The sequence below is a fragment of the Halomonas sp. FeN2 genome, from assembly GCF_020595105.1.
GTDB lineage: Bacteria > Pseudomonadota > Gammaproteobacteria > Pseudomonadales > Halomonadaceae > Vreelandella > Vreelandella neptunia.
The window spans coordinates 1,129,076-1,155,263 of sequence record NZ_CP074200.1; the positions used below are offsets into that span (position 1 = coordinate 1,129,076).

Sequence of the window (26,188 nt, forward strand, 5' to 3'; positions counted from 1 at the left end):
TTACCATCGTAGGGAGCGGTACACTTACTCAAACGGGCACATAAATCAGTTAACTAATTAATTACTGGTTGCATTTTCGTCGTCTTCATCCGCGCCTGGCATGGGCTCGGTACCTTCACCAAACCCTGGCTCATCTTCATCAGGATTCATAGTGCCTTCCGCGGGCTCATCCATCGTGTCTTCTGGCAGAGTACTCTCTTCAGACATCGTGCCTTCAGATTGGGTCGTACTATTCTCTGCAGCAGGCTCTTGATCTAAACCTGGATCTTCTTCCATCGACGGCTCTTCACTCATACCCGTTTCTGGCTGAGAAGTAGCATCTTGCTCTAATGGCGCAGACTCTTCAGCAGGCGGCGCTGCTTCTTCATTGTCACCGCAACCGGCTAATACTAGGACACTTGCTGCTGTCACCATCATGCACAGCGTTAACCAACGTGGGCGATTAGAAATTTGCTTACTCTCAATGCGGTCATGTTGCTTGTCCATAATTCCCACCTCCATTGCTAACACCGTATGTTTCTAAACACCTTACTGGATAGACGCAAACCAACTTTGTACATATATCATGTTGCTTACAACCAGCTTATTCACTTAACGTGCCAAATATAGAAAAAATACAAATAATTAATTAAAATCAAACACTTAAAAACATAAAGCTCATCGGCATGCGTGTACAGCAAACCCTCTTAGATGGGTAAAAAATGACACATGTAACGTTAATTGCCCCATTGAGCGAGCCGTTGTGACACACTGGCCCTAGCTATGTATAATAATTTTTAATAAATTATACGGCCCAAGTTCTTATTTCTTTATGAATGGTGTAATAACGACACACGCTCATTCAGCTCAACAAAAAGGCATCGCCGATGGACGAGACACGACCCGTCAAAATTAAAGTTCGCGGATTAAGCAAAGTCTTTGGTAAGCACCCCCAAAAAGCCATTGAGCTACGTAATCAGGGAATGAAGCGCCCCGAAATTCTGGAGAAATCCGGCCAGACGCTAGGGCTATCCAATATTTCATTTGATGTCTATGAAGGCGAGCTGCTCGTCATCATGGGACTTTCGGGGTCAGGCAAATCGACCTTGATCCGCTGTCTTAACCGTCTGATTGAGACCACCGAAGGTGAAATCATTATCGACGGCGAAAACATCCCGACGCTGAAAGAGAAAGCGTTGCTGGAGTGCCGCCGCCGCCACTTCTCTATGGTATTTCAAAATTTCGCGCTATTTCCCCACCGCACTGTGCAGCAAAATGCCGAGTTCGGTTTGGAAATTCGCGGCGTAGAGAAATCAGAGCGGCACCAAATTGCTCATACTGCATTGAAGCAAGTGGGCCTGGAGGGCTGGGAAGACGCCTACCCGAATCAGCTTTCAGGCGGTATGCAGCAGCGCGTTGGCCTAGCCCGCGCACTGGCAAACGATGCCACCGTGCTGTTAATGGATGAAGCCTTCTCAGCGCTTGACCCGCTAATTCGCAAAGACATGCAGCAAGAGCTTTTGCAACTGCAATCCAAAATGCAAAAGACCACGGTCTTCATCACCCACGATTTGGATGAGGCGCTCAACATTGGCGACCGTATCGTGCTGCTAAAAGATGGCGAAGTGGTGCAGATCGGCACGCCGGAAGAGATTCTGACCAAGCCCGCGGATGACTACGTGCGACGCTTTATCGAAGGCGTTGACCGAGCGCGTATCCTGACCGCAGAGAGCGCCATGCGGCCACTGCGCTCCACCGCGCGAGAAAGCGATGGCCCACGCACAGCACTACACCGCATGCGCGACCATGCTATCGACTCCATTTACGTGGTTGATCGCGATCGCCGCTTACTCGGGCTACTAGAGGCCGACGCCGCCGGCCGGGCCATTCAAGAGGGTTCCGATTCGATCATCCCCTACTTAACTCAGGATTTCCGCAAAGTCCCGATGGATGAGCCGCTGCACAATCTGTTCGCCATGTTTAGTGAAAAGAGCTTCCCTATCGCCGTCATTGATAAGCAGGAACAGTTACTCGGCGTAGTGGTAAAAGGCGCTGTACTCGACGAACTGGCACGAGCAGGAGAGCAATAATGGATATCCCACGCATTCCACTAGGCGATTGGATTGAAGGCGGCCTGACTTGGTTGACCAGCGAATACTCTATGGTTACCCGGGGCATCTCTCGTTTTACTCAAACCGGCATCGATGTTTTAAACGACGGTTTGATGTGGCTGCCCGAGTGGGCGCTGCTCGCATTGATCGCGCTGCTCTGCTGGAAGCTGGCGGGCCCTCGTCTAGCAATCGGCGCCGTCGCCGGTTTGGCTCTGATCTGGAACCTGGGCCTCTGGAACCCGATGATTGAGACGCTCACGCTGGTAGTGTTCGCTACCATGGTGGCCGTGGTCATCGCACTACCTGTAGGCATTGCGGCGGCGCTCTCCAATCGGCTTTACAGGGTCATTATGCCGATTCTGGACTTTATGCAGACCATGCCAGCGTTCGTTTATTTGATTCCAGCTATTCCATTCTTCGGGATTGGTTCGGTGTCGGCGATTTTTGCCACGGTGATTTTCTCAATGCCCCCGGCTATTCGCTTTACTACGCTGGGCATTCGCCAAGTACCGGTGGAGTTGATTGAGGCCGCCGACGCCTACGGTGCCACCCGTGGCCAAAAGCTATTCAAAGTACAGCTACCGCTGTCACTGCCCACGGTCATGGCAGGTATCAACCAGACCATTATGCTCGCTCTCTCCATGGTGGTTATTGCCGCCATGATTGGTGCGGATGGTCTAGGCAGCGAAGTATGGCGCGCTATTCAGCGCTTGCGCCCTGGCGATGGCTTTGAAGCGGGTATCGCGGTGGTCATCCTGGCCATGCTGCTTGACCGCCTGACCCAATCGCTTAGAAAAACACGTCAGTAGGGAAAACGCGCAAATAGAGTTAAACCCTAAAGCAAAACAGCAGGAGCGGCAGCGTTGAGTCATTTGCTTGCTAAGTCGCTCTTTGCTCACCATGCTGTATTCTGCAGCAGCTGTGTTTGTTGATGATTGTGTACGTTTATAAATTTATACCCAAGGGAGAAAGTGAATGAAACATCGCACATTGAACCTTCGTATCCGTCTTGCTTCACTGGCACTGCTAGCAGGTGCAGGCGTTGCCGTCAGCAGCGCAGCCCAGGCCGAAGAAGAGAAAGGCACGGTTAACTTGGCCTACGTGGAGTGGTCTTCCGAAGTCGCTAGTACTAACGTCATTGCCGCGGTACTTGAGCAAGCAGGCTATGAGGTTGATTTAACGTCACTCTCAGCGGCGGCCATGTTCCAAGCCCTCTCCACTGGCGATGCGGACGCCATCGTTGCCGCTTGGCTGCCGACCACTCACGCCGATTACATGGAGCGCCTGGGTGATAGCATTGAAGACCTCGGCCCCAATCTGGACGGCACCAAGCTGGGCCTTGTGGTTCCAGAGTATACTGACGTCGACTCGATTGCTGACCTTAACGATAACGCCGACAGCTTTAATGGCGAGATCATCGGTATTGACCCCGGTGCAGGCCTAATGGCGCTCTCCGAAGAGGTTGTGGATACCTATGACCTTGAGCTGGATCTGCGTAGCGGCAGCGGTGCTACCATGACGGCAGCCCTAGCCAGCGCAATTAATAACGAAGAAGACGTTGTTGTTACCGGCTGGACGCCCCACTGGATGTTTGCCCGTTTCGATCTCAAATACCTAGAAGACCCTGAGAACGTCTATGGCGGTGCAGAGCAGATCCACACTGCGGTTCGCCAAGGCCTGGAAGACGACATGCCAGAAGCCTATGCCATTCTCGACGCTTTCGAGTGGACGCCTGAGCAGATGGGCGAGGTCATGCTGATGAACCAGGAAGATGGCAGTGACCCCTATGAGAATGCGAAGCAGTGGGTTGAAGATAACCAGGACGTGGTCGCAGAGTGGCTTGATAGCTAATGCCATTTTGATTAGGTAAATTGTATTTGTTAGTGATGGTTGGGCTGGGGCTTTCGTAAGCCCCAGCCCAGCCGTTTAAGTTTGTACAACCTATTGTTATGAGCACACTACTATAAGCAGTTCGATAGTGTGACAGGTCATTTCGGGAGCTTGGCATGTTTAATAACATTATGGTGCCGGTAGACCTTGCCCACCTTGAAACACTGGAACCCGCGTTAAGCGTTGTAGCCGACCTTGCCAAACAATATGACGCCCATATCACCTATGTCAGCGTCACGGCCAATACACCCACAAGCGTCGCCCGCACTCCCCAGGAGTATGAGCAAAAGCTCGAGGCTTTTGCGCAAGAGCGACATAAGGTTCATGGTCAACCGGTAAGTAGCAAGGTATACAGCTCAACAGACCCTATGGCGAATATCGACACACTACTTGAGAAAGCTATTGACGAAGTAGGGGCTGACTTAGTAATGATGGCAACTCATCTGCCGCGGCATTTGGATATTGTCATGCCTTCGCATGGTGGCAAAGTAGCAACTCACACTAACGCCTCTGTCTTCTTAATTCGTCTGGCTCAATAAAACCGCCTTTCGTTTTTAAAATAATTAAGGGAGTAAACTTATGGACAAAACACCGAAAAATGAGCCTGATGAGCCGGTCTCTGAGGGTATACCCGCCCCAGATGGCCCGGCTAACCTGATCGATACCGATTATGTTATCGGCCAAGATAATATCACCACGAATGCTATGGGCCTCAATCTTGACCTACACGGCAAGGTATTTAGCATTTCTGCAATCATTGTGCTGCTGTTTGTGGTGCTAACTCTAGCGCTGCAAGACACGATTGCGCCTATTTATGATGCTATTTTTGGTTTTTTGACCGGCAATCTAGCGTGGTTCTTTATTTTAGCGGCGAATATATTCGTCATCTTGTGTATTGGTCTGATCTTCTCTCCGCTAGGTAAAATCCGCATTGGTGGCGCCGATGCCAAGCCTGATTTTACCTATATGGGTTGGTTTTCAATGCTGTTTGCCGCGGGCATGGGGATTGGCCTGATGTTCTTCGGCGTTAACGAACCGCTGACGCACTTTGGCTCTTCATTTGACGGTGGCAGTTGGGCGCCGCTAGCGGGTGCGGAAGGTAATGCTGCCGCTGCTGAAGCGTTAGCTATGGCCGCAACCATCTTCCACTGGGGCCTGCACCCCTGGGCGATTTACGCTGTGGTCGCGCTTTCGCTGGCGCTGTTCTCTTTCAATAAGGGCCTACCGCTATCCATGCGTTCTGTGTTCTACCCCCTTTTGGGTGAGCGCGTATGGGGCTGGCCAGGCCACGTAATTGATATTTTGGCAGTGTTTGCCACTTTATTTGGTTTGGCTACGTCCCTTGGTTTAGGGGCAACCCAAGCAGCAGCAGGCCTCACTTACCTGTTTGGTGCGCCAGAAAGTGATATCACCATGATCCTATTGATCATCGGTATTACGATGATCGCCATCGGCTCAATCGTGGCAGGCGTTGATAAGGGCGTACAGCTGCTCTCCAAAATCAATATTATTCTTGCGGCAATGCTACTTTTCTTTGTAATTGCGGTTGGCCCTACCCTGATGATTGCCACGGGCTTCTTTGAAAACCTTTGGAACTATGCGGTTCATCTGCCTGCCTTATCGAATCCTTTTGGTCGTGAAGACGCCAACTTCAGCCAGGGCTGGACAGCCTTCTACTGGGCCTGGTGGATCTCCTGGTCTCCGTATGTTGGTATGTTTATCGCGCGGGTATCCCGCGGCCGTACAGTGCGTGAATTCCTGGTCTCGGTGATGCTGGTGCCGTCCACGGTATCAGTACTATGGATGACCACGTTTGGTGGCACGGCCATTGATCAGTACGTCAGCCAAGGCATTGAGGCCGTTCGCGATGCAGGCGTTGATCTGCAGCTATTCATAATGCTCGAGCAGCTACCGTTATCGCAAATCACCTCATTCGTAGCCATTGTGCTAGTCATCGTGTTCTTCGTGACGTCGTCTGACTCTGGCTCACTGGTGATTGATTCCATCACCGCTGGCGGTAAGGTAGATGCGCCGACGCCACAGCGCGTTTTCTGGGCGATCATCGAAGGCGCGATTGCCATTGCGCTACTGCTAGGCGGTGGCCTAACAGCGCTGCAAACCATGGCGGTTTCTACCGGCTTCCCGTTCACCATCATTCTGCTAGTGGCCTGCTATGCCATTATCAAGGGGTTGATGAGCGAACCTAAAGCTGTCTAGCGCTACTTTGAACCGACCACGGTTTTAAACCAACCCTAAGTTTAAAGCTTGCTGGTACTGTTTAAATTTAGCTAGTAAACGGGCAACCCATTGGGTTGCCCGTTTTTGTTGGTATGTTGACAGCTAAGCATCAACACCAAATATCTTTCAATGGCGTTTCAGGCCGATAATGGGTGGCTATTTGCGCCTGCAATAGCTCTGCGGTGGCCAACGCATCCACCAGGGCATGATGTCCTTGATAAGGGGGCAAGCCATAGCGCTCACGACTCGCATGCATGCGGATGGAAACCGGTGGGCGGCCAAGCCAGCGGCGGAACCTCGCCCATAGGGTTTGGCGGTGCATCCGCGCTTCCAGCGACATAGTATCAATCATCGGAAACAGCACCCCTTCCCCACGCCGGGCTTTGACAGCTGCATTCAAAAAGGGGCGTTCAATATTGCGAAAATGAACCACCACTAGGCGACCTGCTAGCTGGGCCAGGAGTTCGTCCAGTATCACATCTAAGTCCGGCGCCTGGGCAATCTCCGAGTGGGTAATGTGATGGTAGGTAATTGAGGCTTCTGCGAGCGGCCGCGAAGGGTTCACGACCCAATAGCGCCGCTCAGCCAATTTGATACGATTTAACGTGAAGGGCACGAGGCCAATACTGACAATCGCATGTCGCCTCTCATCCAGCCCTGTGGTTTCCATATCCAGCGCCACCATAGGCACTTCAGAAATGGGCGTTTCAGGATCAGGCAACGACGCACCAAAAAATTGCTGAAGGGCAGGATTTTTCGCTTGTTGCGCCCGTTGGGCCATATAGCCCTTCCAATCGGCCTGTACGATTTTTTGGCGTGGGCGTATATTGAGCATCTTAGCGTCCCTGCCGCTGGGCAGGCATGGGATAGCGGAATTTCAGAAATTTTTGTGCGTTGCTGAGCACCTGGAAGGCATCTTTCAGCGTGTGCCGCTCGCTATCCGCCACGTTTTCAGGCTCGATATTGTTATCCGGCAGGCGATCCTCTTGTAGATCAATCATTTGATGGCGAATCCGCGACATACATAAAAACTCAAACGCATAGCTTAGCTTGTCACTCATCCCAGTCGCCAACAGCTGGGTCTTGCTGATGTCATTCAGGCGCTGAAAGGAGTTCTGCGCTTTGGAGCCGCAGGCTAAGGCGTGAATACGCACCAAATCCACCATCGGCGCCGTCCCTCGACGCTTCAAGTTGATAGAGTTGTTGTGCTTGCCATCTTGCTCCATCACAAAAGTACGGAAAAACCCCAGCGGCGGGGTACGGTTTAAGGCATTGCGAGCCATGGCGGCTAAAAAAAGCGGTGATTTTGGCGCTATCTCGGCAATCAAATCTTGCAACGTTTCCACATAGAGGTCTTCGCCGTAGCAACTATCCAGATCAAAGAAAATCGAGCTATGCAGCAACCGTTCCGGCGTAGGGTTGGCCATCCAATCCTGAAAATACTCCTTCCAAACGCTGAGGGGCTGACGCCATTGCGTGTTGGTCGCCATCACATCACCCTTGCAGTAGGTGTAGCCGCAGGCATCTAAACCATCGCTAACGATTTTTGCCAGGGCGTAAAAATAGTCATCATGCTGCTCTGGAATAAACTCATCGGAGAGGATCAGCGCATTATCCTGGTCAGTGACAATGCTCTGCTCATTGCGGGCCATAGAACCATTCACCATAAAGCAGTAAGGCACCGGCGGAGGGCCAAGTTCTGCTTCAGCCATTTCCAGCAACCGCCGAGTAAAGCTGCGTCCGATCGTGGAAAGGGCGCTACCTACCATTTGCGAGTTAGCCCCCTCTTGCACCATACGCACAAACGCCGCGCTCACATCCGGCGCCAAGCGTGCCAGCCCCTGGGCGCTGGACTGATTGAAAATATTGCTGACCAGATAGAGGCCACTATGGGTTTCATAGCGAATAATATCGGAGAGATGCACCACGCCCACCGGGCGCTGACGATACAAGACAGGCAGGTGGTGCACATTACTGCGCAGCATCGTCAGCATGGCCTCATAAACAGAGGCATCCGATTGAATGGTAATTAGCCGCGAGGAAACCACCTCACCGACCGAGGTTTGCGGTGATAGCCCCTCGGCCACAACGCGGGTACGAAAATCACTGTCGGTTAAAATCCCGCACATCTGCCAAGTTTGACCTTCGCTATCTTTAAAGCTGTAGCGCGGGTTATCGCTCCCCTCTTTTAATACCAGCAGCGCAGAAGCCTGGGCGTCGCTCATCTGCTGCGCGGCGTGCTGAACGCTGGTAGACGTTTCCACCATCACCGGGTAACGGGTTATCAGTTTGCGTATCCTTGTGACCATCATGTCGTTGGATTTCTTTTGCTGCTCAGCGGCACTCTCTAGCCGCGGCCGCTCCAACTCGACAAAATCGGCAAAATGGTCATCCTCCTCGCACAGCCTGAGGAAAACCGCCTTGGGGATAAAATAGATCAGCGTATCTTCAATAGCCTGGGCAGGAAAACGCACTTTGTGGTTACGCAGCAGGCTGAAATGACCAAAAATATCGCCTTCACCCAGGCGGTTATACAGTTCTCCTTGGCTACGATAAACCTCCACAGCGCCACTACGGATATAACAGAGATCATTGAGCATCTCGTTGAGCGCTAATATGTTGCTGCCGGTTTTGAAGTAACTCACTTCGACCTGTTCAGCGATGGCATCAAGAAGATCATCCGATAGCCCATCAAAAGGCGGGAACCGTCCCATATGTTGGCGTATTTCTAACAGTTCGACATCCATACGGACTCCTCGGGTATACCGGTCAATGGGCTGGAGAATCTACTCACAATACTAAAGTGTGGCGGGAAGGCTAAGTCAGGTAAACCCCACTCAGTATAATAAAACTGCCCATTGGCGAAACAAGCTGCATAAAAAAGCCCGGTGCAGTTAAGCACCGGGCTTTACTGGCCTAAGCCATACTGATAATTACCCTGCTAAATAAAAACTGCTATATTAGCGATATAAAAAATCAGGAAATCGTCGTCAGTTACTTTCAGCAGTACAGCTTACGACTGGTTAGCCATTTCCTGAACACGCTGCATCATTTCAGGGTCTTGCTGAATGGATTGACCGATAGCGTTGAAAGTATCAACATCTAGCCCGCTGTCTTCGACCACTTCAATCATGCGGTCGTTAGCTTCGGTGCGCACTTCCTGCTGCGCTGATTCATCTTCCGCTTCCTGCAGACGCTGGGTATATTCCTGGGAAATAACCGCAATTTCTTGAGAAGCATCAGCAAACTGCTGGAGCTGGTCGTCAGAAAAATCCTGGGCAGGTGCTTGCTGGGTTGCCATTGGATCTTGTGCAGCGCCTTGTTGCTCTTCCTGCGCGTGGGCGGTAGCAGCCATCAGACCGGTCGCGAGCAGGGCAGCGGAAAACAGAGCAGTCATACGTTGCATAGAAGAAACCTCAATATTGCGTTGTGTGTGTGCCTTCTGTGACGCGCCATGTTCAAGCAGGTTCAACTCTTTATGTAAAAGATAGTAACAAAAAGAACCAAATGTATCCTAAAGATGAGTTTATCACGCCACCACGGAAATAATATGTCCATAATATTCAGTAAGTTACACAAAAACGACTTACCTTCGGCAGGACTTGCCGCCATGCCTGCACTTTTCGTTCTACTTTGGAGCACCGGCTTTATTGGCGCCAAGTTCGGCCTGCCATATGCAGAACCTTTTACATTTCTGTTTATTCGCTTTGTGTTCACGCTACTGCTACTGATTCCGCTGGTCGTCGTGATGCAAATACCTTGGCCTTCATCACCCAGGTTATGGACTCATATCGCCATATCAGGCTTTCTAGTTCATGGCGCTTACTTAGGTGGAGTCTTCTATGGCATTTACTTAGGTATGCCTGCTGGTTTAGCGGCACTACTGGTGGGGTTGCAGCCACTTCTGACCGCCGCCTTCGCCGGGCCACTATTAGGTGAACAGCTCTCTTGGCGCCAATGGGTAGGGCTAGGCCTGGGCCTAATAGGTATCAGTTTAGTGCTCGGCAGTAAGCTTGAACTGGGTGAGTCGCTATTTGATGGCTTCGGAGTTAGCGCTCTACTGTGTGTTACCGCTGCGTTAATGGGGATTTCACTGGGCACGCTCTATCAGAAGAGGTATTGCACCAGTATGCCGCTGCTTTCTGGGGCGGTGATTCAGTACGTGGCAGCAGGCGCTCTGTTGGGCGTTGGCGCCTTGCTTTTTGAGACGCGCCAGGTGGAGTGGAGCAGCACCTTTGTGCTGACGCTGGGTTGGTTGGTGTTGATTCTCTCAATTGCCGCTATTCTGTTACTCATGGCCTTGATTAAAAAGGGGGAAGCCTCGCGGGTTGCGAGTCTTTTTTATCTTGTGCCACCGGTCACGGCGCTTCAGGCGTGGTGGCTATTTGACGAACGTCTTCCCCTGCTAGGGCTTGTGGGGATGTTGGTCGCCATCACTGGGGTGGTGATGGTTATTCGGAAACCCGTCTATAAGGCGACTAAAAGATAACGATATTTGTAAACCAGGGCTTGGATAAACATGTCAGCACACCACCACTGTGCCAGGGTGAACGGACACTGTAACCGTTGCGATTCTCCGGTACCTTTTGCATTTACCATGGCGTTTCAACCAATCGTCAATGTTAATCAGCGACAAGTTATTTACTACGAGGCGTTAGTACGTGGCACCAACGGCGAGTCCGCTTTTTCAATACTGGGTCAGGTGACCGATGAGCTGATGTACCGTTTTGACCAGGCGTGCCGCATCAAAGCCATTGAGCTAGCCAGCGACCTGGGCATGCAGGAGCGCCTCTCCATTAACTTTCTGCCCAATGCGGTTTATGAACCACAGGCATGCATTCAAGCTACCCTGGAAACAGCGCATCGTGTTGGTTGGCCCACTGAACGGCTCAACTTCGAAATTACCGAAACCGAGCGGGTCAATGATCGTATGCATATGCGTACGATTATTGAGAGCTACCGCGAAATGGGCTTTACCACCTCGCTGGATGACTTTGGCAACGGTTATGCCAATCTCGATCTGTTGACCGACCTGCGGCCCGATACGCTGAAAATCGATCGTGACCTGGTAATGGGATGCGATAGCAACAAGCGTCGCCAGGCCATATTGCGTAGCCTGGTGGCGCTAGCAGAGACATTGGGTACACAGCTGATTGCAGAGGGCATTGAGACTCGCGAAGAGTCGCGCTGCCTGCTGGCATTGGGCATTCCCATGCAGCAGGGCTATTACTTTTCCTATCCCAACCTAGAAGCCCTGGCAGAAATTGACGATGCCAAATACGACTAGTGTGGATGAAGCCCGCTATAAATGTTGCAAATAATCAGCCCCACCTAAGTTACGCATCTGCTGGCGAATCCACTGGCTTCGCCGCTCAACCTGGGCATCGGGACGTGCGGCGCTGCGCGTCAGCGGGCTGGGTAAGATAGCCGCGAGAAGACTTGCCTGGCGTTCAGTTAACGAACTCGAAGAGGCCCCAAAATAGTGCTGAGCAGCGGCCTCTAGGCCAAATACACCGCGATCCCACTCGGCGACGTTGAGATAAACCTCCAAAATACGCTGCTTGCTCCAGAGTATCTCGATCAGTAGCGTAAACCACGCTTCTAGCCCCTTCCGTGTCCAACTACGACCTGTCCACAGAAAAACGTTTTTAGCCGTTTGCTGACTCAAGGTGCTGGCACCGCGCAGTCGACCACCGTCTTGGCTGGCCTGCAATGCGCGGCGCAATTCAACCAGATCAAATCCGCTATGATGCGGAAAGCGCTGATCCTCTGCAGCGATCACTGCCAGTTTGGCGTTTACCGAGAGCGAATCCCAGCCTCGCCACTCGCGCTGTATACGAATCGGATCGCTATGGATCCAGCTCTGAATTTTGCGCTCGACCATCACCATCGACCCCGGTGGAGGAACGAACCGAAACAGCAAGACCAGCGCGACCGACAGCAGCACAAACGCTAACACGCCGCGCCAAACAATCCGCCATAGCAGACGCAGAACACGGCGCAACGAGCGATTGAGCATCCAGTTATCCTTAACGCTTCATGAGGTGATCTGCATGATAGCGCAGATGATCCTCGATAAACGAGGCAATGAAGAAGTAACTGTGATCGTAGCCCGGCTGGCGGCGCAGCGTTAACGGGTGATCGTGCTCTTCGCAAACGGCTTCTAAACGCTCTGGCTGAAGCTGCTCCTCCAGGAATTGATCCGCTTCGCCCTGGTCGATAAACAGCCGTTGACGTGATGCACCGTTGGCAACCAGTTCGCAGGCATCGTACTGGCGCCAGCGTGACTGATCTTCTCCCAAATAGGTATTAAATGCCTGCTGACCCCAAGGGCAGTTCATCGGATTGACCACCGGCGAGAAGGCCGACACTGAACGGAAGCGCCCTGGATGACGCAGCGCCAGGATCAACGCTCCGTGCCCTCCCATTGAGTGCCCGCTAATCGATTCGCGCCCATTGACCGGGAAGTGCTGACGCACCACCGAAGGCAACTCCTCGATCACATAATCGTACATGCGATAGTGGGACTTCCAGGGTGACTCGGTGGCATTCACGTAAAAACCGGCACCCGAGCCTAAATCATAGCTTTCATGCTCCCCGGGCAAGTCGGTGCCCCGTGGGCTAGTATCAGGGCAAACAATCGCCACGCCCAGCTCAGCGGCAATACGGTGAGCGCCCGCTTTCTGCATGAAGTTTTCGTCATTACAGGTCAGCCCCGAGAGCCACCACAGCAGCGGTACGCGCTCGTTTTCTGCCTGGGGCGGCAAGTAAACGGCGAAGATCATGTCGCAATCCAGCGCACGGGAGTAGTGGCGGTAGCGCTTATGCCAGCCACCGAAACTACGGTTGGCGGACACCAGTTCTAGAGTTTCACTCATGCTCATGGGCAGGTTCCTTTAAATGCAGCAAACGCGGCAGGTCCACCCTACCGCGTTTTAGCGTTTCAAACGTGCTTTCTATACTACTTAATAATGCTGTGCACAGGCCGAATGACTGTCTGTAAAACACACGATAACGGAGTGCCAGGGTAGGTTGAAGCGAGGGTCTTTTGACAGGGATGTCAAAAGTAGCGCCCACGGATGGGTTCACAGCGCCCTCGCGGAAACCTGCACTGGCACGGCATCGAGCCACAGAGCCTAGTAATGCAGCACGGTACGAATGCTCTTACCCGCATGCAGTAACTCAAACGCTTCGTTGATTTTCTCAAACGGCATATCGTGAGTAATGAAATCGTCGATATTGATTTCGCCGTTCATATAACGATCAACGTAGCCCGGCAGCTCGCTGCGCCCTTTTACGCCGCCAAAAGCGGAGCCTTTCCAGACCCGTCCGGTGACCAGTTGGAACGGCCGTGTGGAGATCTCCTCACCGGCACCGGCTACACCAATGATGATCGATTCACCCCAGCCTTTGTGGCAGCACTCCAGCGCTGAACGCATCACGTTGACGTTGCCGATACACTCAAAGGAGTAGTCAACGCCGCCATCGGTCAAATCGACAATGACCTGCTGAATGGGGTCTGAGTACTCTTTCGGGTTCACAAAGTCGGTGGCGCCAAACTGCTTGGCCAGCTCGAACTTATCAGCATTGACGTCGATAGCAATAATACGCCCCGCCTTGGCCATTACCGCGCCTTGAATGACGGCCAAACCGATAGCCCCGAGACCAAACACCGCCACCGTGGCGCCAGGCTCTACTTTAGCGGTATTCAGCACCGCACCGATACCGGTAGTCACACCACAACCCAACAGACAAATTTTATCCATGGGCGCTTCTTTTGAAACCACCGCCAGGGAGACTTCAGGCAACACGGTGTACTCACTAAACGTGGAGGTACCCATGTAGTGATGAAGCATTTTGCCATCGAGTGAGAAACGCGAGGTGCCGTCGGGCATGACCCCTTTGCCTTGGGTAGCGCGCACGCTACCACATAGGTTGGTTTTACCCGACAGACAGAATTTACACTTGCCGCACTCGGCGGTGTAGAGCGGAATCACATGGTCGCCTGGCTTAAGGCTAGTGACGCCCTCGCCGACTTCCTGAACAACGCCGGCACCTTCATGGCCCAGCACCGCAGGGAAGTTACCTTCGGGATCAGCACCGGAAAGCGTATAAGCATCTGTATGGCAAACGCTTGTCGCAGCCATCTTAACCAACACTTCTCCCGCCTTAGGGCCTTCAACATCAATCTCAACCAGTTCAAGCGGTTTACCCGCTTCCAGTGCAACAGCTGCGCGTGACTTCATATTGACTCCTAAACGTTCATTACTTCAAAAACAAAAACTAAGGCGTTACTCGTCACTTGCCACTGGGCCAAACTCAATCGGCAGCCAGCGGTAGCCTTCTTCATCTTTTACGATATGACCAATGCCGGGAAATGGCATGTGGGCACCGGCGACCCAGTGCTTATCTTCAACCGCGCTTTCGAGCACTTCTTCTCGAGTGCGAATGGCTTGCTCGGGGTCTGAGTCAAACTCAATGGCCACAGTGGGGTCGGCAAATTGCACGCCGTAACTGTGCACCACATCACCCCATACCAGCATGGCGTCATCATCGCTGTTCAGCATGAAGCTTGAGTGTCCGGCGGTGTGGCCATGGGTATCTTGGGCAACGACACCCATCAGCACTTCATCACCGGCCGTAAAAGGGTTGAAACGGTCAGCTTCCTGATAAGGCGCTACCGCCTCTTGAGCCATGGTAAAGAAGGGTTGATTGGCTTCAGGAGCCGCAGCCGCACGCTCCTCATCCAGCCAAAAATCGGCATCCGCTTGGCTGGCACGCAGTTCAGCATTGGGATAAACCGCTTCACCCTCCTCATTGGCCAAACCACACACATGGTCAGGATGCAGATGAGTCATCAGCACCGTGTCAACATCCTCCGGCGAGTAACCAGAAGCACGCAGGTTACTCTCTACCTGACCCAACGATGGGCCAAAGCAGGCAGCTGAGCCGGCATCAACCAGCACAAGGTTCTCACCAGTGTGAATAAGAAAGGCATTGACCGCAGTTTGCATGCCACTTTCTGCATCGATAAATAGCGCATCCAGGTGGCGGAGAATATCTTCTTGCTCCATGCCTTTTAGCAAGGAGGTATCAATAGCCGTATGGCCATCGTATAGCGCGGTTACCTCATACTCCCCAACCATCATGCGAAACCAACCTGGCGCCTGCTCCTGCTGCTGGGTGGGCAGCTCCGCCTGAGCACTGACTGCCCAGCCAGCGCTCACGGCCACTGCTAGGGCACCGCGAGACCACCGAGATAAAGATATAGGCATAAATAAAAGGCTCCATTGATAGGCCAGCGATACTAACAGTGTAAGCCACCTAGGCGCTCTTGATAAACCGGGATACACTCACAAGATTATTGCTACACAGCAATAATCGCTATCAACCCGAGGAGTTGGCATGCAGCACTGGAGCCGTATCGAAGCCTTTGTTGAGGTAGTGCGTTTAGGCACGTTCTCTGCTGCGGCCCGCCACTTAAAGGTATCTACCTCGCATATTAGCCGCTTGGTCAGTCAACTCGAAAACCAACTGGGCGTGCAATTGCTCTATCGCACCACCCGCCAGATCCGCTTAACCGACGCAGGCACTATCTACGTTGAACACTGTCGCCATCTATTTGATGGGCTACGCGATGCCGAGCAGGCGCTTAGTGAACTCCAGGACAAGCCCAATGGGCTGCTTAAACTCACCTCCGCCACCACCTTCGGTGAGCGCTTTATCGCCCCGTTGGTTAATGACTTTCAGTGTTTACATCCGCAGCTGGACGTCCATATGCATTTTACTAACCGTCCGGTAGAACTGATTGAGGAAGGCTACGATATTGCCATCAGGATGGGAGTATTAAAGGATTCGAGCCTAATCGCCAGGCGACTGTGCGACCGCCGCGAGTATATCGTCGGCTCACAAAGCTACTTCCGCCAAGCGCCACGCCCGCATACGCTGAGCGAGCTTAACCAGCATCGCTGCCTGATTGGATCACGACCTAATTGGTTGTTTGAAGTGAACGGTCAACGACGTGAGGTGCGCGTAGAAGGGCGCTGGAGCGGTAATTCCGGCCCTGCATTATTAGATGCCGCACTTAAAGGGCTAGGGCTTGCGCAACTGCCCGACTATTATGTTGGCCCCTACCTGGCCAGCGGTGAGCTGGTGGCCGTTCTTGAGCCTTTTCGCCACCATGATACTGCCGTCTGGGCGGTCTACCCCCGACACCGCCACCTGTCACCCAAAATCCGCCAGTTGGTTGACTATTTGGCCGCCAACATTGACAGCTTATTGCCCAGGAACCCGCTGACCTAGCACTCGATGGCATTGACAGCGAGCCCGCCCTTGGAGGTCTCTTTGTATTTATCCTGCATATCACGGCCAGTATCGCGCATAGTACGGATCACTTTATCCAGCGATATAAAGTGATCGCCATCGCCATGCAGCGCCATTCGTGCAGCATTGATAGCTTTGACGGAGGCGATCGCATTGCGCTCGATGCAGGGCACTTGAACAAGCCCTCCTACCGGGTCGCAGGTCAAACCGAGGTTATGCTCCAAGCCAATTTCAGCGGCATTCTCAACCTGGCCCGGCGAGCCACCCAGCACTTCGGCAAGCCCTGCGGCCGCCATGGCACAGGCGGAGCCCACTTCACCCTGGCACCCCACCTCCGCACCGGAAATGGAAGCGTTCTTTTTGCATAAAATGCCTACTGCCCCGGCGGTCAGCAGAAAGTCCACCACATCGGCTTCGCTAGCGTCGGGCTCAAACTTCAAATAGTACGCCAACACCGCAGGCACTATGCCCGCCGCACCGTTGGTCGGGGCGGTGACCATGCGCCGCCCGGCGGCGTTCTCTTCATTGACCGCCAGCGCAAACACATTGACCCAATCCATCACGGTAAAACTCGACACAATCAGCCGCTGATTTTTCGGCGGATGCAGCAACTGTTGATGGAGTAGCTGTGCTCGACGGCGCACATTTAATCCACCGGGCAAATGGCCCGTCGCGCGCAGGCCATTCTCGATGCTGTCGCTCATGGCGTGCCAAATGATCAGCAGTTCTTCACGTATGGCTGATTCGCTACGCCAGGCTTTTTCATTTTCAAGCATTAGTTGGCTAATCCGCAGCTGATGCTGCTGACATAGCATGAGCAGTTCGGCTGCCGTATTAAAGGGATACTTCAGTTCAGTAGCGTCTTCGCCAACCTCGCCTTGTTCAGCCTTAGCTTGATCGACATAGAAACCGCCGCCAAGGGAGTAAAACGTATTGGTTGCCAACAGCGTGTCATCACAATAGGCGCTCAGCACCATGGCATTGGGATGAAACGGCAGACACGCCTCATCCCACTCGACATCGTTCCGGGCCTCAAAAGCGATTGCCTGACCATTGGCAAGTACCAGCGACTCACCCTCTTCAAGTTTTTTTAATCGCGCGGCAATCGTGTCCGGGTCTATACTTTCCGGCGCCTCTCCCATCAGCCCCATGATCACTGCCTGGTCGGTGCCGTGCCCCACCCCGGTGGCAGCAAGCGAGCCATGCAGCCTCACCACTAACCGGGTAACGCTGGTATCTTCAAGCGCCATGGCAAAGTCGCGGGCCGCACGCATTGGCCCCACCGTATGGGAGCTTGAAGGCCCAATACCAATTCGGAAAAGATCAAACACACTAATAGCCATGCCTGTTACACCTCACAACGCTGTTATTACTTGCCGATTAGACACTTTGCAGTGCTGACAACCAAACGTCGAGCGGTTAACCGCAATATCGACGTGCGAACACATAAGTGTGACGATATAATGAACATTCACCCATGCATGTTTTAATATGCGAATAGCGACGCTGCTTACCCACAAAGGATGTTGGTATGTCTTCCCCCCCTGCTTGGCCCATCGGGTTTCAAACCATTTTAGTGCGTGCGGTGTTGTACGTACTGTTTATCGGTGCGATTGCCCAAGGTGCCTACTTAGAAGCACTTTATCTCCCCTCAGTACGCTTTTCTGAGCTGGGCTTTACTGAATTTACCCAAACGTTGGTGCTGGCCACCTGCTGTGCAATGCTGATCTATATTCGCCAAGTACTTAAAGTATGGCCCACCGTCACGCTTCTGCTGCTGGCATTTGTGGCCGCCTCGTTGGTGCGCGAACAAGATCACTTTTTAGATAACTATGTGGCTCATAACACCTGGAAGGTGCTTGTTGCGCTGATTATTCTCCCATCGCTCTTTTGGGTGATTAAGCAGCGCCAACACTTTCTCGCGGAGTTCGCTCATTACAGCAACACCTTCGCCTTTGGTTTGTTTACGGCAGGCGTGCTGACCACTTATATATTCTCGCGCCTGTATGGGCGGCAGGAGTTTTGGCAAGCTATTCTTGAAGACAGCTATTCAGGAACCTTCAAGAGCGTAGCTGAAGAAGTCGTCGAGCTACTCGGTTATAGCCTAATTCTGATCGCCACCCTGGAGTTGCTGCTACTAGCCCATCGCATTTACAAAGCCCGGCAGACAACTATTTAAACTCTATGGTTACAGCATCCAATTGCTGCGCTTAAGCGCAGCAATGATCACCTCCCACCATCATCCACACAAAAAAAGCCCGCCGTTCTGAGAACGACGGGCTTTTTGCTTTCTATCTACCACTCACCATTCGAAACTTACGGCATTCACTCGTCAAGGAACGAACGCAGCGGCTCGGAGCGGCTGGGATGACGCAGCTTACGCAACGCTTTGGCTTCAATCTGACGAATTCGCTCGCGAGTTACATCAAACTGCTTGCCCACCTCCTCCAGCGTATGGTCGGTGTTCATATCGATACCGAAACGCATGCGCAGCACCTTCGCTTCGCGGGCGGTCAAGCCGCCTAACACGTTGCGCGTTGCTTCGATAAGCCCTTCACCGGTGGCCATATCAATGGGCAGTAGCATGGTACCGTCTTCGATAAAGTCGCCCAGGTGTGAATCATCGTCATCACCAATCGGCGTCTCCATGGAGATCGGCTCTTTGGCGATTTTGAGCACCTTACGAACTTTATCTTCAGGCATTTCCAAACGCTCGCCGAGCTCTTCCGGCGTCGGCTCACGACCCATTTCCTGCAACATCTGGCGCGATACGCGATTGAGCTTGTTGATCGTCTCAATCATATGCACCGGTATACGGATGGTGCGCGCCTGATCGGCAATCGAGCGGGTAATTGCCTGACGAATCCACCAGGTGGCATAGGTTGAGAACTTATAGCCACGGCGATATTCGAACTTGTCGACCGCTTTCATCAAGCCGATATTGCCTTCCTGGATAAGATCCAAGAACTGCAAACCACGGTTGGTGTACTTCTTGGCGATCGAGATCACCAAGCGAAGGTTAGCCTCAACCATCTCTTTCTTGGCGCGACGGGCTTTCGCCTCACCAATAGAGAGCTTGCGGTTCACCTCTTTAAGGTCGGCAACCGAGAGCTGCACCATATCCTCTTCGAAGGCGATCTTGCGCTGGGCACGGGCGATGTCGGCGCGCAGCGGCTCAAGGCGGTCGGCGTACTTGCTCTGCGCTGCCTGAAACTCATCCAGCCATGTTTTGCTCGACTCATTACCAGGAAACGACTTGATAAACGTCTTACGCGGCACCTTGGCTTTTTTCACGCACAGCTGCATGACCGCTTTCTCTTGGGCACGCACTTGCTCAACGCTGATGCGCACCTGACCGACCAAGCGCTCGAAGTGCTTAGGCACCAGCTTGATGGGCGAGAAAAGCACCGCCAAGCGGGCTTGCTCAGCTTTAAGCTCGGGACTACCACGACCATGCTTGGCAAACGCCGCTTCGACCAAGGCGTTCTGCTCGCGAATCTGCTCGAAACGCGCACGGGCCTCTTCGGGATCCGGGCCGCCTTCGCTGGCCGTAGAGTCCTCGTCTTCATCGTCGCCGTCGCTCTCAACGTCGTCGTCAATTTCGGGCTCAGGCTCTGGCTCGGGCACCTCTGCTTCGGCAACGCCGGGAATGCCTTCATCGGGATCGATGAAACCAGAAAATAGATCCGAAAGACGCCCCGGCGCTTCTTCATCCTGGGTGGCGTCATAGGCGTCCAAAATAGACGCGACGGCTCCCGGCAAATAGGCCAGAGACGACATCACTTCACGGGTACCCTCTTCGATCCGTTTGGCGATTTCGATTTCGCCTTCACGGGTCAGAAGCTCAACCGTGCCCATTTCACGCATATACATGCGTACGGGGTCAGTGGTGCGGCCTACATCGCTTTCCACGGCGGCAAGAGCCGCTACGGCCTCTTCCGCAGCGGACTCGTCCGTGGATTGATCCGACATCATCAAAGTGTCTTCATCTGGCGCTTCTTCAGCGACACTTATACCCATGTCGTTGATCATGCCAATGATGTCTTCCACTTGATCCGGGTCGGCGATATCCTCGGGTAGATGGTCGTTGACCTCGGCATAGGTCAGGTAGCCCTGTTCCTTGCCTCGAGCGATCAACTCCTTCAGACGCGACTGCTGCTGCGCATTTCCAGCCATAGAAACCCTATCTCGACGAAGAAGAATGAAACACCTGGAGCGCTGAATCGATTAAACTCAACAAGCCGTACAGTATAGCGTAAAAAGCAGGAAATTTTCCAGCCCAACGTATTTGCGCGGTAATTCAGGTGTGTTAGTTTGTTCGGTTAGGCCAACGTTTGGCGACTGACCCTATATCTGGTGCTGAAACGTTAGGAATTCAACCCCCATCGCCCAAGACACCGCCTTATTGGCGCTGGGCAAGCTCCATTACCAAACTTGCCAAACGCTGGCGCTGCTCCTTATCCAACTTTTGCCCGGCGCGCTCCTGCGCCAGCAACGCCGTGTACTCCTCTTGGGGAGAACGCTGACGCTGAACGTACTGCAAGTGTTCCACCAAGCCATTCAGCTCTGCTTCCCGATCTGCTTTGGGAATCAATAGCTCGCGCTTAGCGAAAGCAGCCAAGGCCTGCCCCTGCTGGCTGCCTTGAAAATGCGCCAACACCACCTGCGGGCTGCGGTAGCGCCCCGCCTTGAGCAGTTCAATCAGCTCGCGGCATAGCGGCGCATCGTCATCTTCCGGCAACCACTCCAAATGATCAGGGAGCGTGGCTACCAGATTGGGCTCATGCAATAACAGCTGCACGATACGCCCAACCGGGGAGAGCGCCTGAGACCGTGAGCGCGATGAGCGGGCTGGCGCTGCCAAAACGGCTCCGGGCATGGAGGATGAGGCCGAATCGGGCTCCACCTGCTCTGCCTGCTCCTGCGAAACATCACCTTGGGTGACGGATCGCCGCGACGCTTGGACACGCTTTTCGAGCAGTGCTTTCAACTGCTCTTGCGCCAACCCGCTTCGCTTTGCCAATGACTCCAGCAGTAGCGATTTGAGCATGCCTTCAGGCACTTTGTTCAATGCTTCGAGCACCTGACTGGCAAACCGCTCACGCCCTTCCACGGTATTCAAGTCGCGCCCTTGGGCCGCCTGTTCGAATAGAAACTCCGACAGCGGCATGGCACAGGTCACGCGATCCTGAAAAGCCTGGGTGCCTTCACGGCGCACCAGGGTGTCCGGGTCATCACCTTCGGGCAGAAACAGAAAGCGCGCTTCACGACCGTCAATCATTTGCGGCAGCGCGGTTTCCAAAGCCCGGCTAGCCGCCTGTCTTCCCGCACGGTCACCGTCGAAACAGAACACTACGCGACTCACCAGTCGAAACAGGCGGGTCAAATGGTCTTCCGTGGTGGCGGTACCCAGCGTCGCCACAGCGTTATGAATACCGTATTGCGCCAACGCCACCACATCCATATAGCCTTCGACCATGACCAGCTGCTCAAGCTTGTTCGAGGCTTGGCGCGCCTCATACAAGCCGTAAAGCTCACGACCTTTATGGAACACGGGCGTTTCCGGTGAGTTGAGATATTTGGGCTGATCATCACCCATCACTCGACCACCGAAGGCAATCGTGCGGCCGCGCAAATCGCGAATGGGGAACATTACCCGGTCACGAAAGCGGTCGTAGGTACGCCCAGTATCCTCACGGTGAATCAGCAGGCCGTACTCCACCTGCACCGACTCACCAATACCACGCTCGCTGAGGTGCTGTTTTAGCGCTTCCCAACCCGCTGGGGCATAGCCAATGCCATAGGTCTTGATCACCTCGTCTGAGAGCCCACGACCCGACAAATAGCGTTGGGCAGACTGGCCCTCCTGCATCTTTAATCGCTCGCGATAAAAACTGGCGGCGAGCTCGAGCAGGTTAACGCCCTCTTTGCGCTTCTTTTCCCGCTGCTGGGCACGCGGGTCATCAGCACCTTCACGCGGCACTTCAATACCCAGGCGACCGGCCAACTGCTCTACCGCCTCAGGAAACGGCAGCTTGTCGTACTCCATCAAGAAGCGTAGTGCATTACCATTAGCTCCGCAGCCAAAGCAGTGATAAAACTGCTTATCAGCACTGACGGTAAACGATGGGGTTTTCTCTTGATGGAAGGGACATAGCCCGGAATAGTTACGGCCAGCCTTTTTAAGCTGCACACGCTCACCAACCACCTCGACCACGTCAACGCGGCCTAACAGGTCATCAATGAAACGCTGTGGAATTTGGCCTGCCATGAACTACGGGCATCCTCGCGCAAAGCGCTAACTTTCGAGACTGTTTTTTAAAAGCCCTGTTTAAAAACAGTTTTTAAAACCGGTCAAAACCAGTTTTAAGACACTGCCCAAGGTCATCAGACCCATTGCCAGATCAGATCATCGTAAACAGCGACGGTCTTGAACGACAGCTTTGGAAAACGATGGCTTTAAAAACAACAGTCAAAAACAAACGGCCACCTAGTGGCGGCCGCTTGGCATCCCTCTTGAGACGGCCAGCTAACTGCTCCGGCCCCCTCGGGTACGGATCAATAGAGCCGTTCGAAACGCTTTTGCTCACGCTGAACTTTCTTAGCGTGGCGTTTTACGGCAGCTGCCGCTTTGCGTTTACGCTCAGCAGTCGGCTTCTCATAGTGCTCGCGGCGGCGTACTTCAGAAAGAACACCGGCTTTTTCGCAAGAACGCTTGAAGCGACGCAGGGCGACGTCAAACGGCTCGTTATCACGTACTTTTACAGAAGGCATTAAGCACTCACCTACCTTAAGGAGTCTTGAGTTCGGATAGTACGTACACTGCGAAATTACATTTTAGAACACGGTGTACGACCCAGTTTTACAGCGCACAGTAGTTTAGTCGCCGTTGACCATCTTTGCAAATGCTTACGCTGACCTACGGCGATAATGCTAGACTAGCGCCCTTCAGTTTTCATCTTTATATCTTTTGAATAGCCTTTGAGAGTCCCACTTTATGCGAGTTCTGGGCATTGAAACATCCTGCGACGAAACAGGTGTCGCGCTTTACGACACCTCGTTAACCGGCGGCCAGGGGCTGCTTGCCGATGCGCTGTATAGCCAAATCGCCATGCATGCCGAATTTGGCGGCGTAGTGCCCGAACTCGCCTCTCGCGATCACACCCGCAAACTGCTGCCGTTGATTGAGCAAGTGCTCAGCGACGCCAAGCTGACGCGCCGCGATCTGGATGGCATCACTTACACCGCCGGCCCCGGCTTGGTCGGCGCATTAATGGTGGGCGCTAGCACCGCCCATGGCATGGCGCGCGCCTTGAACATCCCTGTGCTCGGCGTACACCATATGGAAGGCCATTTATTGGCACCAATGCTGGAAGACGAACCACCCGAGTTCCCTTTCGTTGCACTGTTGGTCTCCGGGGGGCATACCCAACTCGTCGAAGTTCAAGGGCTGGGTCGCTATCAACTGCTCGGCGAATCGGTGGATGACGCGGCAGGTGAAGCCTTTGATAAAGCCGCCAAGATGCTCGGACTGGCCTACCCTGGCGGCCCTCAGGTCGCCAAGTTAGCGGAACAGGGTGACCCCAAGCGTTTTCGTTTTCCACGCCCCATGACCGACCGGCCGGGACTGGATTTTAGTTTTTCGGGCCTTAAAACCCACACCATGACGGCCATTCGCCAACTGGAAACAGCCGGAGAACTCGACGCCCAGGCCCGCGCCGATGTTGCCCGAGCCTTTGAAGAGGCCGTTGTCGATACGTTGGTGATCAAGTGCCGTCGAGCGCTGGATCAAACCGGATTGAAGCGTCTAGTAGTGGCGGGCGGAGTCAGCGCCAATCATCGCCTCCGCGCGCAACTGCAGGCTGAGTGCGAAAAACGTCAGGCCCGCGCCTACTACCCGCGCGGGCGATTCTGTACCGACAACGGCGCCATGATTGCCTATGTCGGTGCTCAACGTCTGGCGGCAGGCGAGTACGACACTCCTGGAATGATGCAGGCGACGCCCCGCTGGCCTCTCGATCAGTTGACACCGCCTGACTCACGCTAAGAACCACGAAACGGCGGCTCTTCACCACGTCGTAGACGACGAATATTAAGACCGTGTCGTGCCAGCACCAGCAGGCTGAAGCCCCCCACCACCATGACGTACTCCGGCGCCAGCCAGCCACAGGCAAGCGGCGCCACGAGAGCACTCACTAGCGACGCCAGCGCCGCTGTTTTTAATCGCCACACCAGCAGCGCCCATATCGCTGCACTCAGTAACGCCACCTGGGGCACCAATACCAGCAGTACACCAAAGGCACTGGCGACCGCTTTACCGCCACGAAAGCCGTGCCACAGCGGAAAACTATGACCTAGTAATACTGCCAACCCCACCAGCCCCTGCAGCCAGACCGGGTAGTCCAATAGCTTGGCACCGAGCACAGCGGGCATGGCTTTTAAAGCATCTAACAGCAGAGTGGCTGCCGCTAAGCGGGGGCCATATAGGCGCAGCACGTTGGAAAAGCCGGGATTAAATGAGCCGTGTTGGCGGGGGTCGCCCACACCCGCCAGGCGGCAAACGCTGATCGCTGCCAGCCAGCTGCCGCTTAAATAACCCACCACTATCCATACCATGGCGATTTGCTCGCTTTATAGACCGTTTCGATAGCCCGATATACTGTCGTTTAGCCCCATCCTAACGTACAATCGCCCGCTTGTTACCGTAGGGGGAAGCTGGATGGATCGCATTTTGATTGAAGCGTTAAGCGTCGATACCGTGATTGGTGTCTACGACTGGGAGCGCTCGATTCAACAGTCGCTAAGCTTAGACTTGGTGTTGGCGACCGACATTCGCTCGGCCGCAGCCACCGACGATTTACGCCTTACCCTGGACTACGCTGCTATCTGCCAGCGCATTCAGCAGTTTGCCGATGCCCATCAGTTCGCCCTGGTAGAGACCTTTGCCGAACGGCTCGCTGAATGCCTGCGTACAGACTTCCCCATCACTTGGCTGCGCTTAACGGTACGTAAACCGGGCGCGGTTGCCAATGCCGTTAGCGTCGGCCTGGAAATTACCCGCGGCAATCTGCCGGAGGCAACCCAGGAGATCAGCGCATGAACCTGGTGACCGTCAGCTTAGGCAGCAATATTCACCCTACTCGGCATATTCGCTGCTGCCTGGATGCGCTTGCCGATACCTTCGGCCCCCTACAGATCTCACGAGTGTTTGAAAGCGAACCGGTTGGTTTCGCCGACAGCCGCAATTTCTATAACCTGGTGGTGGCGTTTCACAGCGCTTGGACACCGGGCGAACTGCAGGTATGGGGTAAGCAGCTGGAAATAGAGCATGGCCGCCGGCCCGATATTGCCAAATTTAGCCCCCGAGCGCTGGATATTGACTTGCTCACCGTGGGCAGCCTCTGCGGCACGATTGATGAAGTCGCCTTACCGCGTAGCGAAATTACCCATAATGCGTTTGTTTTGCAGCCACTCGCCGAGTTGCTGCCCGAGCAGCGCCACCCCCGCTGCGGCACGCCCTATGCGGAGCTATGGAGCGCCTTTGAGCTTGGTAGCCAGCGCCTTTGGGCGGTGGATTTTAGCTGGCGCGGTCGCTGGATCTCCCAAGCAGATGAACAGCCCCTGCTGGCGGCGGCACGCCGGTAAAC

At 53.8% G+C, this 26,188-nt stretch carries 25 protein-coding genes; 12 read left to right on the forward strand and 13 right to left on the reverse strand.

Going from position 1 to position 26,188, the window contains the following annotated elements; all coding sequences use genetic code 11:
• Nucleotides 1-57: 57 nt before the first annotated feature.
• Nucleotides 58-486, reverse strand: coding sequence for a hypothetical protein (locus tag KF947_RS05280; RefSeq protein ID WP_227405665.1), 429 nt, complete (start codon nucleotides 484-486; stop codon nucleotides 58-60).
• Nucleotides 487-866: 380 nt separating this feature from the next.
• On the opposite strand from KF947_RS05280, the gene KF947_RS05285 reads away from it, so the two are divergent.
• The 5 genes from KF947_RS05285 to KF947_RS05305 all read left to right on the forward strand — a co-directional run bounded on the left by KF947_RS05285 (nucleotide 867) and on the right by KF947_RS05305 (nucleotide 6,197).
• Nucleotides 867-2,069, forward strand: a complete 1,203-nt coding sequence (locus KF947_RS05285) for a quaternary amine ABC transporter ATP-binding protein (RefSeq protein WP_223288018.1) — start codon at nucleotides 867-869, stop codon at nucleotides 2,067-2,069.
• On the forward strand, nucleotides 2,069-2,899 hold the full coding sequence (locus KF947_RS05290; RefSeq protein WP_133729914.1) for an ABC transporter permease: 831 nt from the start codon (nucleotides 2,069-2,071) through the stop codon (nucleotides 2,897-2,899). The genes KF947_RS05285 and KF947_RS05290 overlap by 1 nt, the downstream gene beginning before the upstream one ends.
• Before the next feature lie 166 nt (nucleotides 2,900-3,065).
• Nucleotides 3,066-3,941, forward strand: a complete 876-nt coding sequence (locus KF947_RS05295) for a glycine betaine ABC transporter substrate-binding protein (protein ID WP_133729913.1) — start codon at nucleotides 3,066-3,068, stop codon at nucleotides 3,939-3,941.
• Between the two features lie 155 nt (nucleotides 3,942-4,096).
• Complete coding sequence (locus tag KF947_RS05300; RefSeq protein WP_133729912.1) at nucleotides 4,097-4,519, forward strand: universal stress protein; 423 nt, start codon at nucleotides 4,097-4,099, stop codon at nucleotides 4,517-4,519.
• A gap of 40 nt (nucleotides 4,520-4,559) precedes the next feature.
• Nucleotides 4,560-6,197 carry a BCCT family transporter gene (locus KF947_RS05305; protein WP_223288019.1) on the forward strand — a complete coding sequence of 546 codons (1,638 nt, stop codon included), beginning with the start codon at nucleotides 4,560-4,562 and terminating at the stop codon, nucleotides 6,195-6,197.
• Nucleotides 6,198-6,327: 130 nt separating this feature from the next.
• Here KF947_RS05305 and KF947_RS05310 read toward each other — a convergent pair whose 3' ends face one another.
• The 3 genes from KF947_RS05310 to KF947_RS05320 form a co-directional block, all read right to left on the reverse strand.
• Nucleotides 6,328-7,053: a 3'-5' exonuclease gene (locus tag KF947_RS05310; RefSeq protein ID WP_133729910.1), complete on the reverse strand. Its 726-nt coding sequence runs from the start codon at nucleotides 7,051-7,053 to the stop codon at nucleotides 6,328-6,330.
• A gap of 1 nt (nucleotide 7,054) precedes the next feature.
• Nucleotides 7,055-8,965 (reverse strand): DUF294 nucleotidyltransferase-like domain-containing protein, encoded by a 1,911-nt coding sequence (locus tag KF947_RS05315; RefSeq protein WP_227405666.1) that lies wholly within the window; start codon nucleotides 8,963-8,965, stop codon nucleotides 7,055-7,057.
• A 266-nt stretch (nucleotides 8,966-9,231) separates the two neighbouring features.
• Entirely contained in the window at nucleotides 9,232-9,624 is a 393-nt protein-coding gene (locus tag KF947_RS05320; protein ID WP_133729908.1) for a DUF4168 domain-containing protein, read from the reverse strand.
• 144 nt (nucleotides 9,625-9,768) lie between these two features.
• Between KF947_RS05320 and KF947_RS05325 the strand changes: the two genes are divergently transcribed.
• On the forward strand, nucleotides 9,769-10,707 hold the full coding sequence (locus KF947_RS05325; RefSeq protein ID WP_133729907.1) for a DMT family transporter: 939 nt from the start codon (nucleotides 9,769-9,771) through the stop codon (nucleotides 10,705-10,707).
• A 108-nt stretch (nucleotides 10,708-10,815) separates the two neighbouring features.
• Nucleotides 10,816-11,505, forward strand: a complete 690-nt coding sequence (locus KF947_RS05330) for an EAL domain-containing protein (RefSeq protein WP_227405667.1) — start codon at nucleotides 10,816-10,818, stop codon at nucleotides 11,503-11,505.
• Nucleotides 11,506-11,520: 15 nt separating this feature from the next.
• Here KF947_RS05330 and mtgA read toward each other — a convergent pair whose 3' ends face one another.
• The 4 genes from mtgA to KF947_RS05350 all read right to left on the reverse strand — a co-directional run bounded on the left by mtgA (nucleotide 11,521) and on the right by KF947_RS05350 (nucleotide 15,493).
• On the reverse strand, nucleotides 11,521-12,237 hold the full coding sequence (mtgA, locus tag KF947_RS05335) for a monofunctional biosynthetic peptidoglycan transglycosylase (RefSeq protein ID WP_227405668.1): 717 nt from the start codon (nucleotides 12,235-12,237) through the stop codon (nucleotides 11,521-11,523).
• A gap of 10 nt (nucleotides 12,238-12,247) precedes the next feature.
• Complete coding sequence (gene fghA / locus KF947_RS05340; protein ID WP_133729904.1) at nucleotides 12,248-13,102, reverse strand: S-formylglutathione hydrolase; 855 nt, start codon at nucleotides 13,100-13,102, stop codon at nucleotides 12,248-12,250.
• Between the two features lie 252 nt (nucleotides 13,103-13,354).
• On the reverse strand, nucleotides 13,355-14,464 hold the full coding sequence (locus KF947_RS05345; protein WP_133729903.1) for an S-(hydroxymethyl)glutathione dehydrogenase/class III alcohol dehydrogenase: 1,110 nt from the start codon (nucleotides 14,462-14,464) through the stop codon (nucleotides 13,355-13,357).
• A 45-nt stretch (nucleotides 14,465-14,509) separates the two neighbouring features.
• Nucleotides 14,510-15,493 (reverse strand): MBL fold metallo-hydrolase, encoded by a 984-nt coding sequence (locus KF947_RS05350; RefSeq protein WP_227405669.1) that lies wholly within the window; start codon nucleotides 15,491-15,493, stop codon nucleotides 14,510-14,512.
• Between the two features lie 130 nt (nucleotides 15,494-15,623).
• Between KF947_RS05350 and KF947_RS05355 the strand changes: the two genes are divergently transcribed.
• The gene (locus KF947_RS05355; protein ID WP_133729901.1) at nucleotides 15,624-16,520 is read left to right on the forward strand and encodes a LysR family transcriptional regulator; all 897 of its coding nucleotides are present in this window, start codon (nucleotides 15,624-15,626) and stop codon (nucleotides 16,518-16,520) included.
• Here KF947_RS05355 and KF947_RS05360 read toward each other — a convergent pair.
• On the reverse strand, nucleotides 16,517-17,884 hold the full coding sequence (locus tag KF947_RS05360) for an L-serine ammonia-lyase (RefSeq protein WP_133729900.1): 1,368 nt from the start codon (nucleotides 17,882-17,884) through the stop codon (nucleotides 16,517-16,519). The genes KF947_RS05355 and KF947_RS05360 overlap by 4 nt on opposite strands.
• 188 nt (nucleotides 17,885-18,072) lie before the next feature.
• On the opposite strand from KF947_RS05360, the gene KF947_RS05365 reads away from it, so the two are divergent.
• A complete protein-coding gene (locus KF947_RS05365; RefSeq protein WP_133729899.1) occupies nucleotides 18,073-18,720 on the forward strand; it encodes a hypothetical protein in 648 nt (215 codons plus the stop codon).
• Nucleotides 18,721-18,866: 146 nt separating this feature from the next.
• On the opposite strand, the gene rpoD is transcribed toward KF947_RS05365, so the two are convergent.
• From rpoD to rpsU, 3 genes are all read right to left on the reverse strand, one after another.
• Complete coding sequence (rpoD, locus tag KF947_RS05370; protein WP_133729898.1) at nucleotides 18,867-20,717, reverse strand: RNA polymerase sigma factor RpoD; 1,851 nt, start codon at nucleotides 20,715-20,717, stop codon at nucleotides 18,867-18,869.
• Between the two features lie 226 nt (nucleotides 20,718-20,943).
• A complete protein-coding gene (gene dnaG, locus KF947_RS05375; protein ID WP_227405670.1) occupies nucleotides 20,944-22,812 on the reverse strand; it encodes a DNA primase in 1,869 nt (622 codons plus the stop codon).
• A 287-nt stretch (nucleotides 22,813-23,099) separates the two neighbouring features.
• Nucleotides 23,100-23,315: a 30S ribosomal protein S21 gene (gene rpsU, locus KF947_RS05380; protein ID WP_008956349.1), complete on the reverse strand. Its 216-nt coding sequence runs from the start codon at nucleotides 23,313-23,315 to the stop codon at nucleotides 23,100-23,102.
• Between the two features lie 223 nt (nucleotides 23,316-23,538).
• Between rpsU and tsaD the strand changes: the two genes are divergently transcribed.
• The gene (gene tsaD / locus KF947_RS05385) at nucleotides 23,539-24,588 is read left to right on the forward strand and encodes a tRNA (adenosine(37)-N6)-threonylcarbamoyltransferase complex transferase subunit TsaD (RefSeq protein WP_227405671.1); all 1,050 of its coding nucleotides are present in this window, start codon (nucleotides 23,539-23,541) and stop codon (nucleotides 24,586-24,588) included.
• Here the strand turns inward: tsaD and plsY are convergent.
• Nucleotides 24,585-25,157, reverse strand: coding sequence for a glycerol-3-phosphate 1-O-acyltransferase PlsY (gene plsY / locus KF947_RS05390; RefSeq protein ID WP_133729895.1), 573 nt, complete (start codon nucleotides 25,155-25,157; stop codon nucleotides 24,585-24,587). The genes tsaD and plsY overlap by 4 nt on opposite strands.
• A gap of 103 nt (nucleotides 25,158-25,260) precedes the next feature.
• On the opposite strand from plsY, the gene folB reads away from it, so the two are divergent.
• Together folB and folK are read left to right on the forward strand one after the other, a co-directional pair.
• Nucleotides 25,261-25,641 (forward strand): dihydroneopterin aldolase, encoded by a 381-nt coding sequence (folB, locus tag KF947_RS05395; RefSeq protein ID WP_022522378.1) that lies wholly within the window; start codon nucleotides 25,261-25,263, stop codon nucleotides 25,639-25,641.
• Nucleotides 25,638-26,186: a 2-amino-4-hydroxy-6-hydroxymethyldihydropteridine diphosphokinase gene (gene folK, locus KF947_RS05400; RefSeq protein ID WP_133729894.1), complete on the forward strand. Its 549-nt coding sequence runs from the start codon at nucleotides 25,638-25,640 to the stop codon at nucleotides 26,184-26,186. The genes folB and folK overlap by 4 nt, the downstream gene beginning before the upstream one ends.
• The last annotated feature ends 2 nt before the right edge of the window (nucleotides 26,187-26,188 follow it).

Coding starts and splice junctions, on each gene's coding strand:
- KF947_RS05280 (WP_227405665.1), bottom strand. CDS start 486: ATGGACAAGCAACATGACCGCATTGAGAGTAAGCAAATTTCTAATCGC.
- KF947_RS05285 (WP_223288018.1), top strand. CDS start 867: ATGGACGAGACACGACCCGTCAAAATTAAAGTTCGCGGATTAAGCAAA.
- KF947_RS05290 (WP_133729914.1), top strand. CDS start 2,069: ATGGATATCCCACGCATTCCACTAGGCGATTGGATTGAAGGCGGCCTG.
- KF947_RS05295 (WP_133729913.1), top strand. CDS start 3,066: ATGAAACATCGCACATTGAACCTTCGTATCCGTCTTGCTTCACTGGCA.
- KF947_RS05300 (WP_133729912.1), top strand. CDS start 4,097: ATGTTTAATAACATTATGGTGCCGGTAGACCTTGCCCACCTTGAAACA.
- KF947_RS05305 (WP_223288019.1), top strand. CDS start 4,560: ATGGACAAAACACCGAAAAATGAGCCTGATGAGCCGGTCTCTGAGGGT.
- KF947_RS05310 (WP_133729910.1), bottom strand. CDS start 7,053: ATGCTCAATATACGCCCACGCCAAAAAATCGTACAGGCCGATTGGAAG.
- KF947_RS05315 (WP_227405666.1), bottom strand. CDS start 8,965: ATGGATGTCGAACTGTTAGAAATACGCCAACATATGGGACGGTTCCCG.
- KF947_RS05320 (WP_133729908.1), bottom strand. CDS start 9,624: ATGCAACGTATGACTGCTCTGTTTTCCGCTGCCCTGCTCGCGACCGGT.
- KF947_RS05325 (WP_133729907.1), top strand. CDS start 9,769: ATGTCCATAATATTCAGTAAGTTACACAAAAACGACTTACCTTCGGCA.
- KF947_RS05330 (WP_227405667.1), top strand. CDS start 10,816: ATGGCGTTTCAACCAATCGTCAATGTTAATCAGCGACAAGTTATTTAC.
- mtgA (WP_227405668.1), bottom strand. CDS start 12,237: ATGCTCAATCGCTCGTTGCGCCGTGTTCTGCGTCTGCTATGGCGGATT.
- fghA (WP_133729904.1), bottom strand. CDS start 13,102: ATGAGCATGAGTGAAACTCTAGAACTGGTGTCCGCCAACCGTAGTTTC.
- KF947_RS05345 (WP_133729903.1), bottom strand. CDS start 14,464: ATGAAGTCACGCGCAGCTGTTGCACTGGAAGCGGGTAAACCGCTTGAA.
- KF947_RS05350 (WP_227405669.1), bottom strand. CDS start 15,493: ATGCCTATATCTTTATCTCGGTGGTCTCGCGGTGCCCTAGCAGTGGCC.
- KF947_RS05355 (WP_133729901.1), top strand. CDS start 15,624: ATGCAGCACTGGAGCCGTATCGAAGCCTTTGTTGAGGTAGTGCGTTTA.
- KF947_RS05360 (WP_133729900.1), bottom strand. CDS start 17,884: ATGGCTATTAGTGTGTTTGATCTTTTCCGAATTGGTATTGGGCCTTCA.
- KF947_RS05365 (WP_133729899.1), top strand. CDS start 18,073: ATGTCTTCCCCCCCTGCTTGGCCCATCGGGTTTCAAACCATTTTAGTG.
- rpoD (WP_133729898.1), bottom strand. CDS start 20,717: ATGGCTGGAAATGCGCAGCAGCAGTCGCGTCTGAAGGAGTTGATCGCT.
- dnaG (WP_227405670.1), bottom strand. CDS start 22,812: ATGGCAGGCCAAATTCCACAGCGTTTCATTGATGACCTGTTAGGCCGC.
- rpsU (WP_008956349.1), bottom strand. CDS start 23,315: ATGCCTTCTGTAAAAGTACGTGATAACGAGCCGTTTGACGTCGCCCTG.
- tsaD (WP_227405671.1), top strand. CDS start 23,539: ATGCGAGTTCTGGGCATTGAAACATCCTGCGACGAAACAGGTGTCGCG.
- plsY (WP_133729895.1), bottom strand. CDS start 25,157: ATGGTATGGATAGTGGTGGGTTATTTAAGCGGCAGCTGGCTGGCAGCG.
- folB (WP_022522378.1), top strand. CDS start 25,261: ATGGATCGCATTTTGATTGAAGCGTTAAGCGTCGATACCGTGATTGGT.
- folK (WP_133729894.1), top strand. CDS start 25,638: ATGAACCTGGTGACCGTCAGCTTAGGCAGCAATATTCACCCTACTCGG.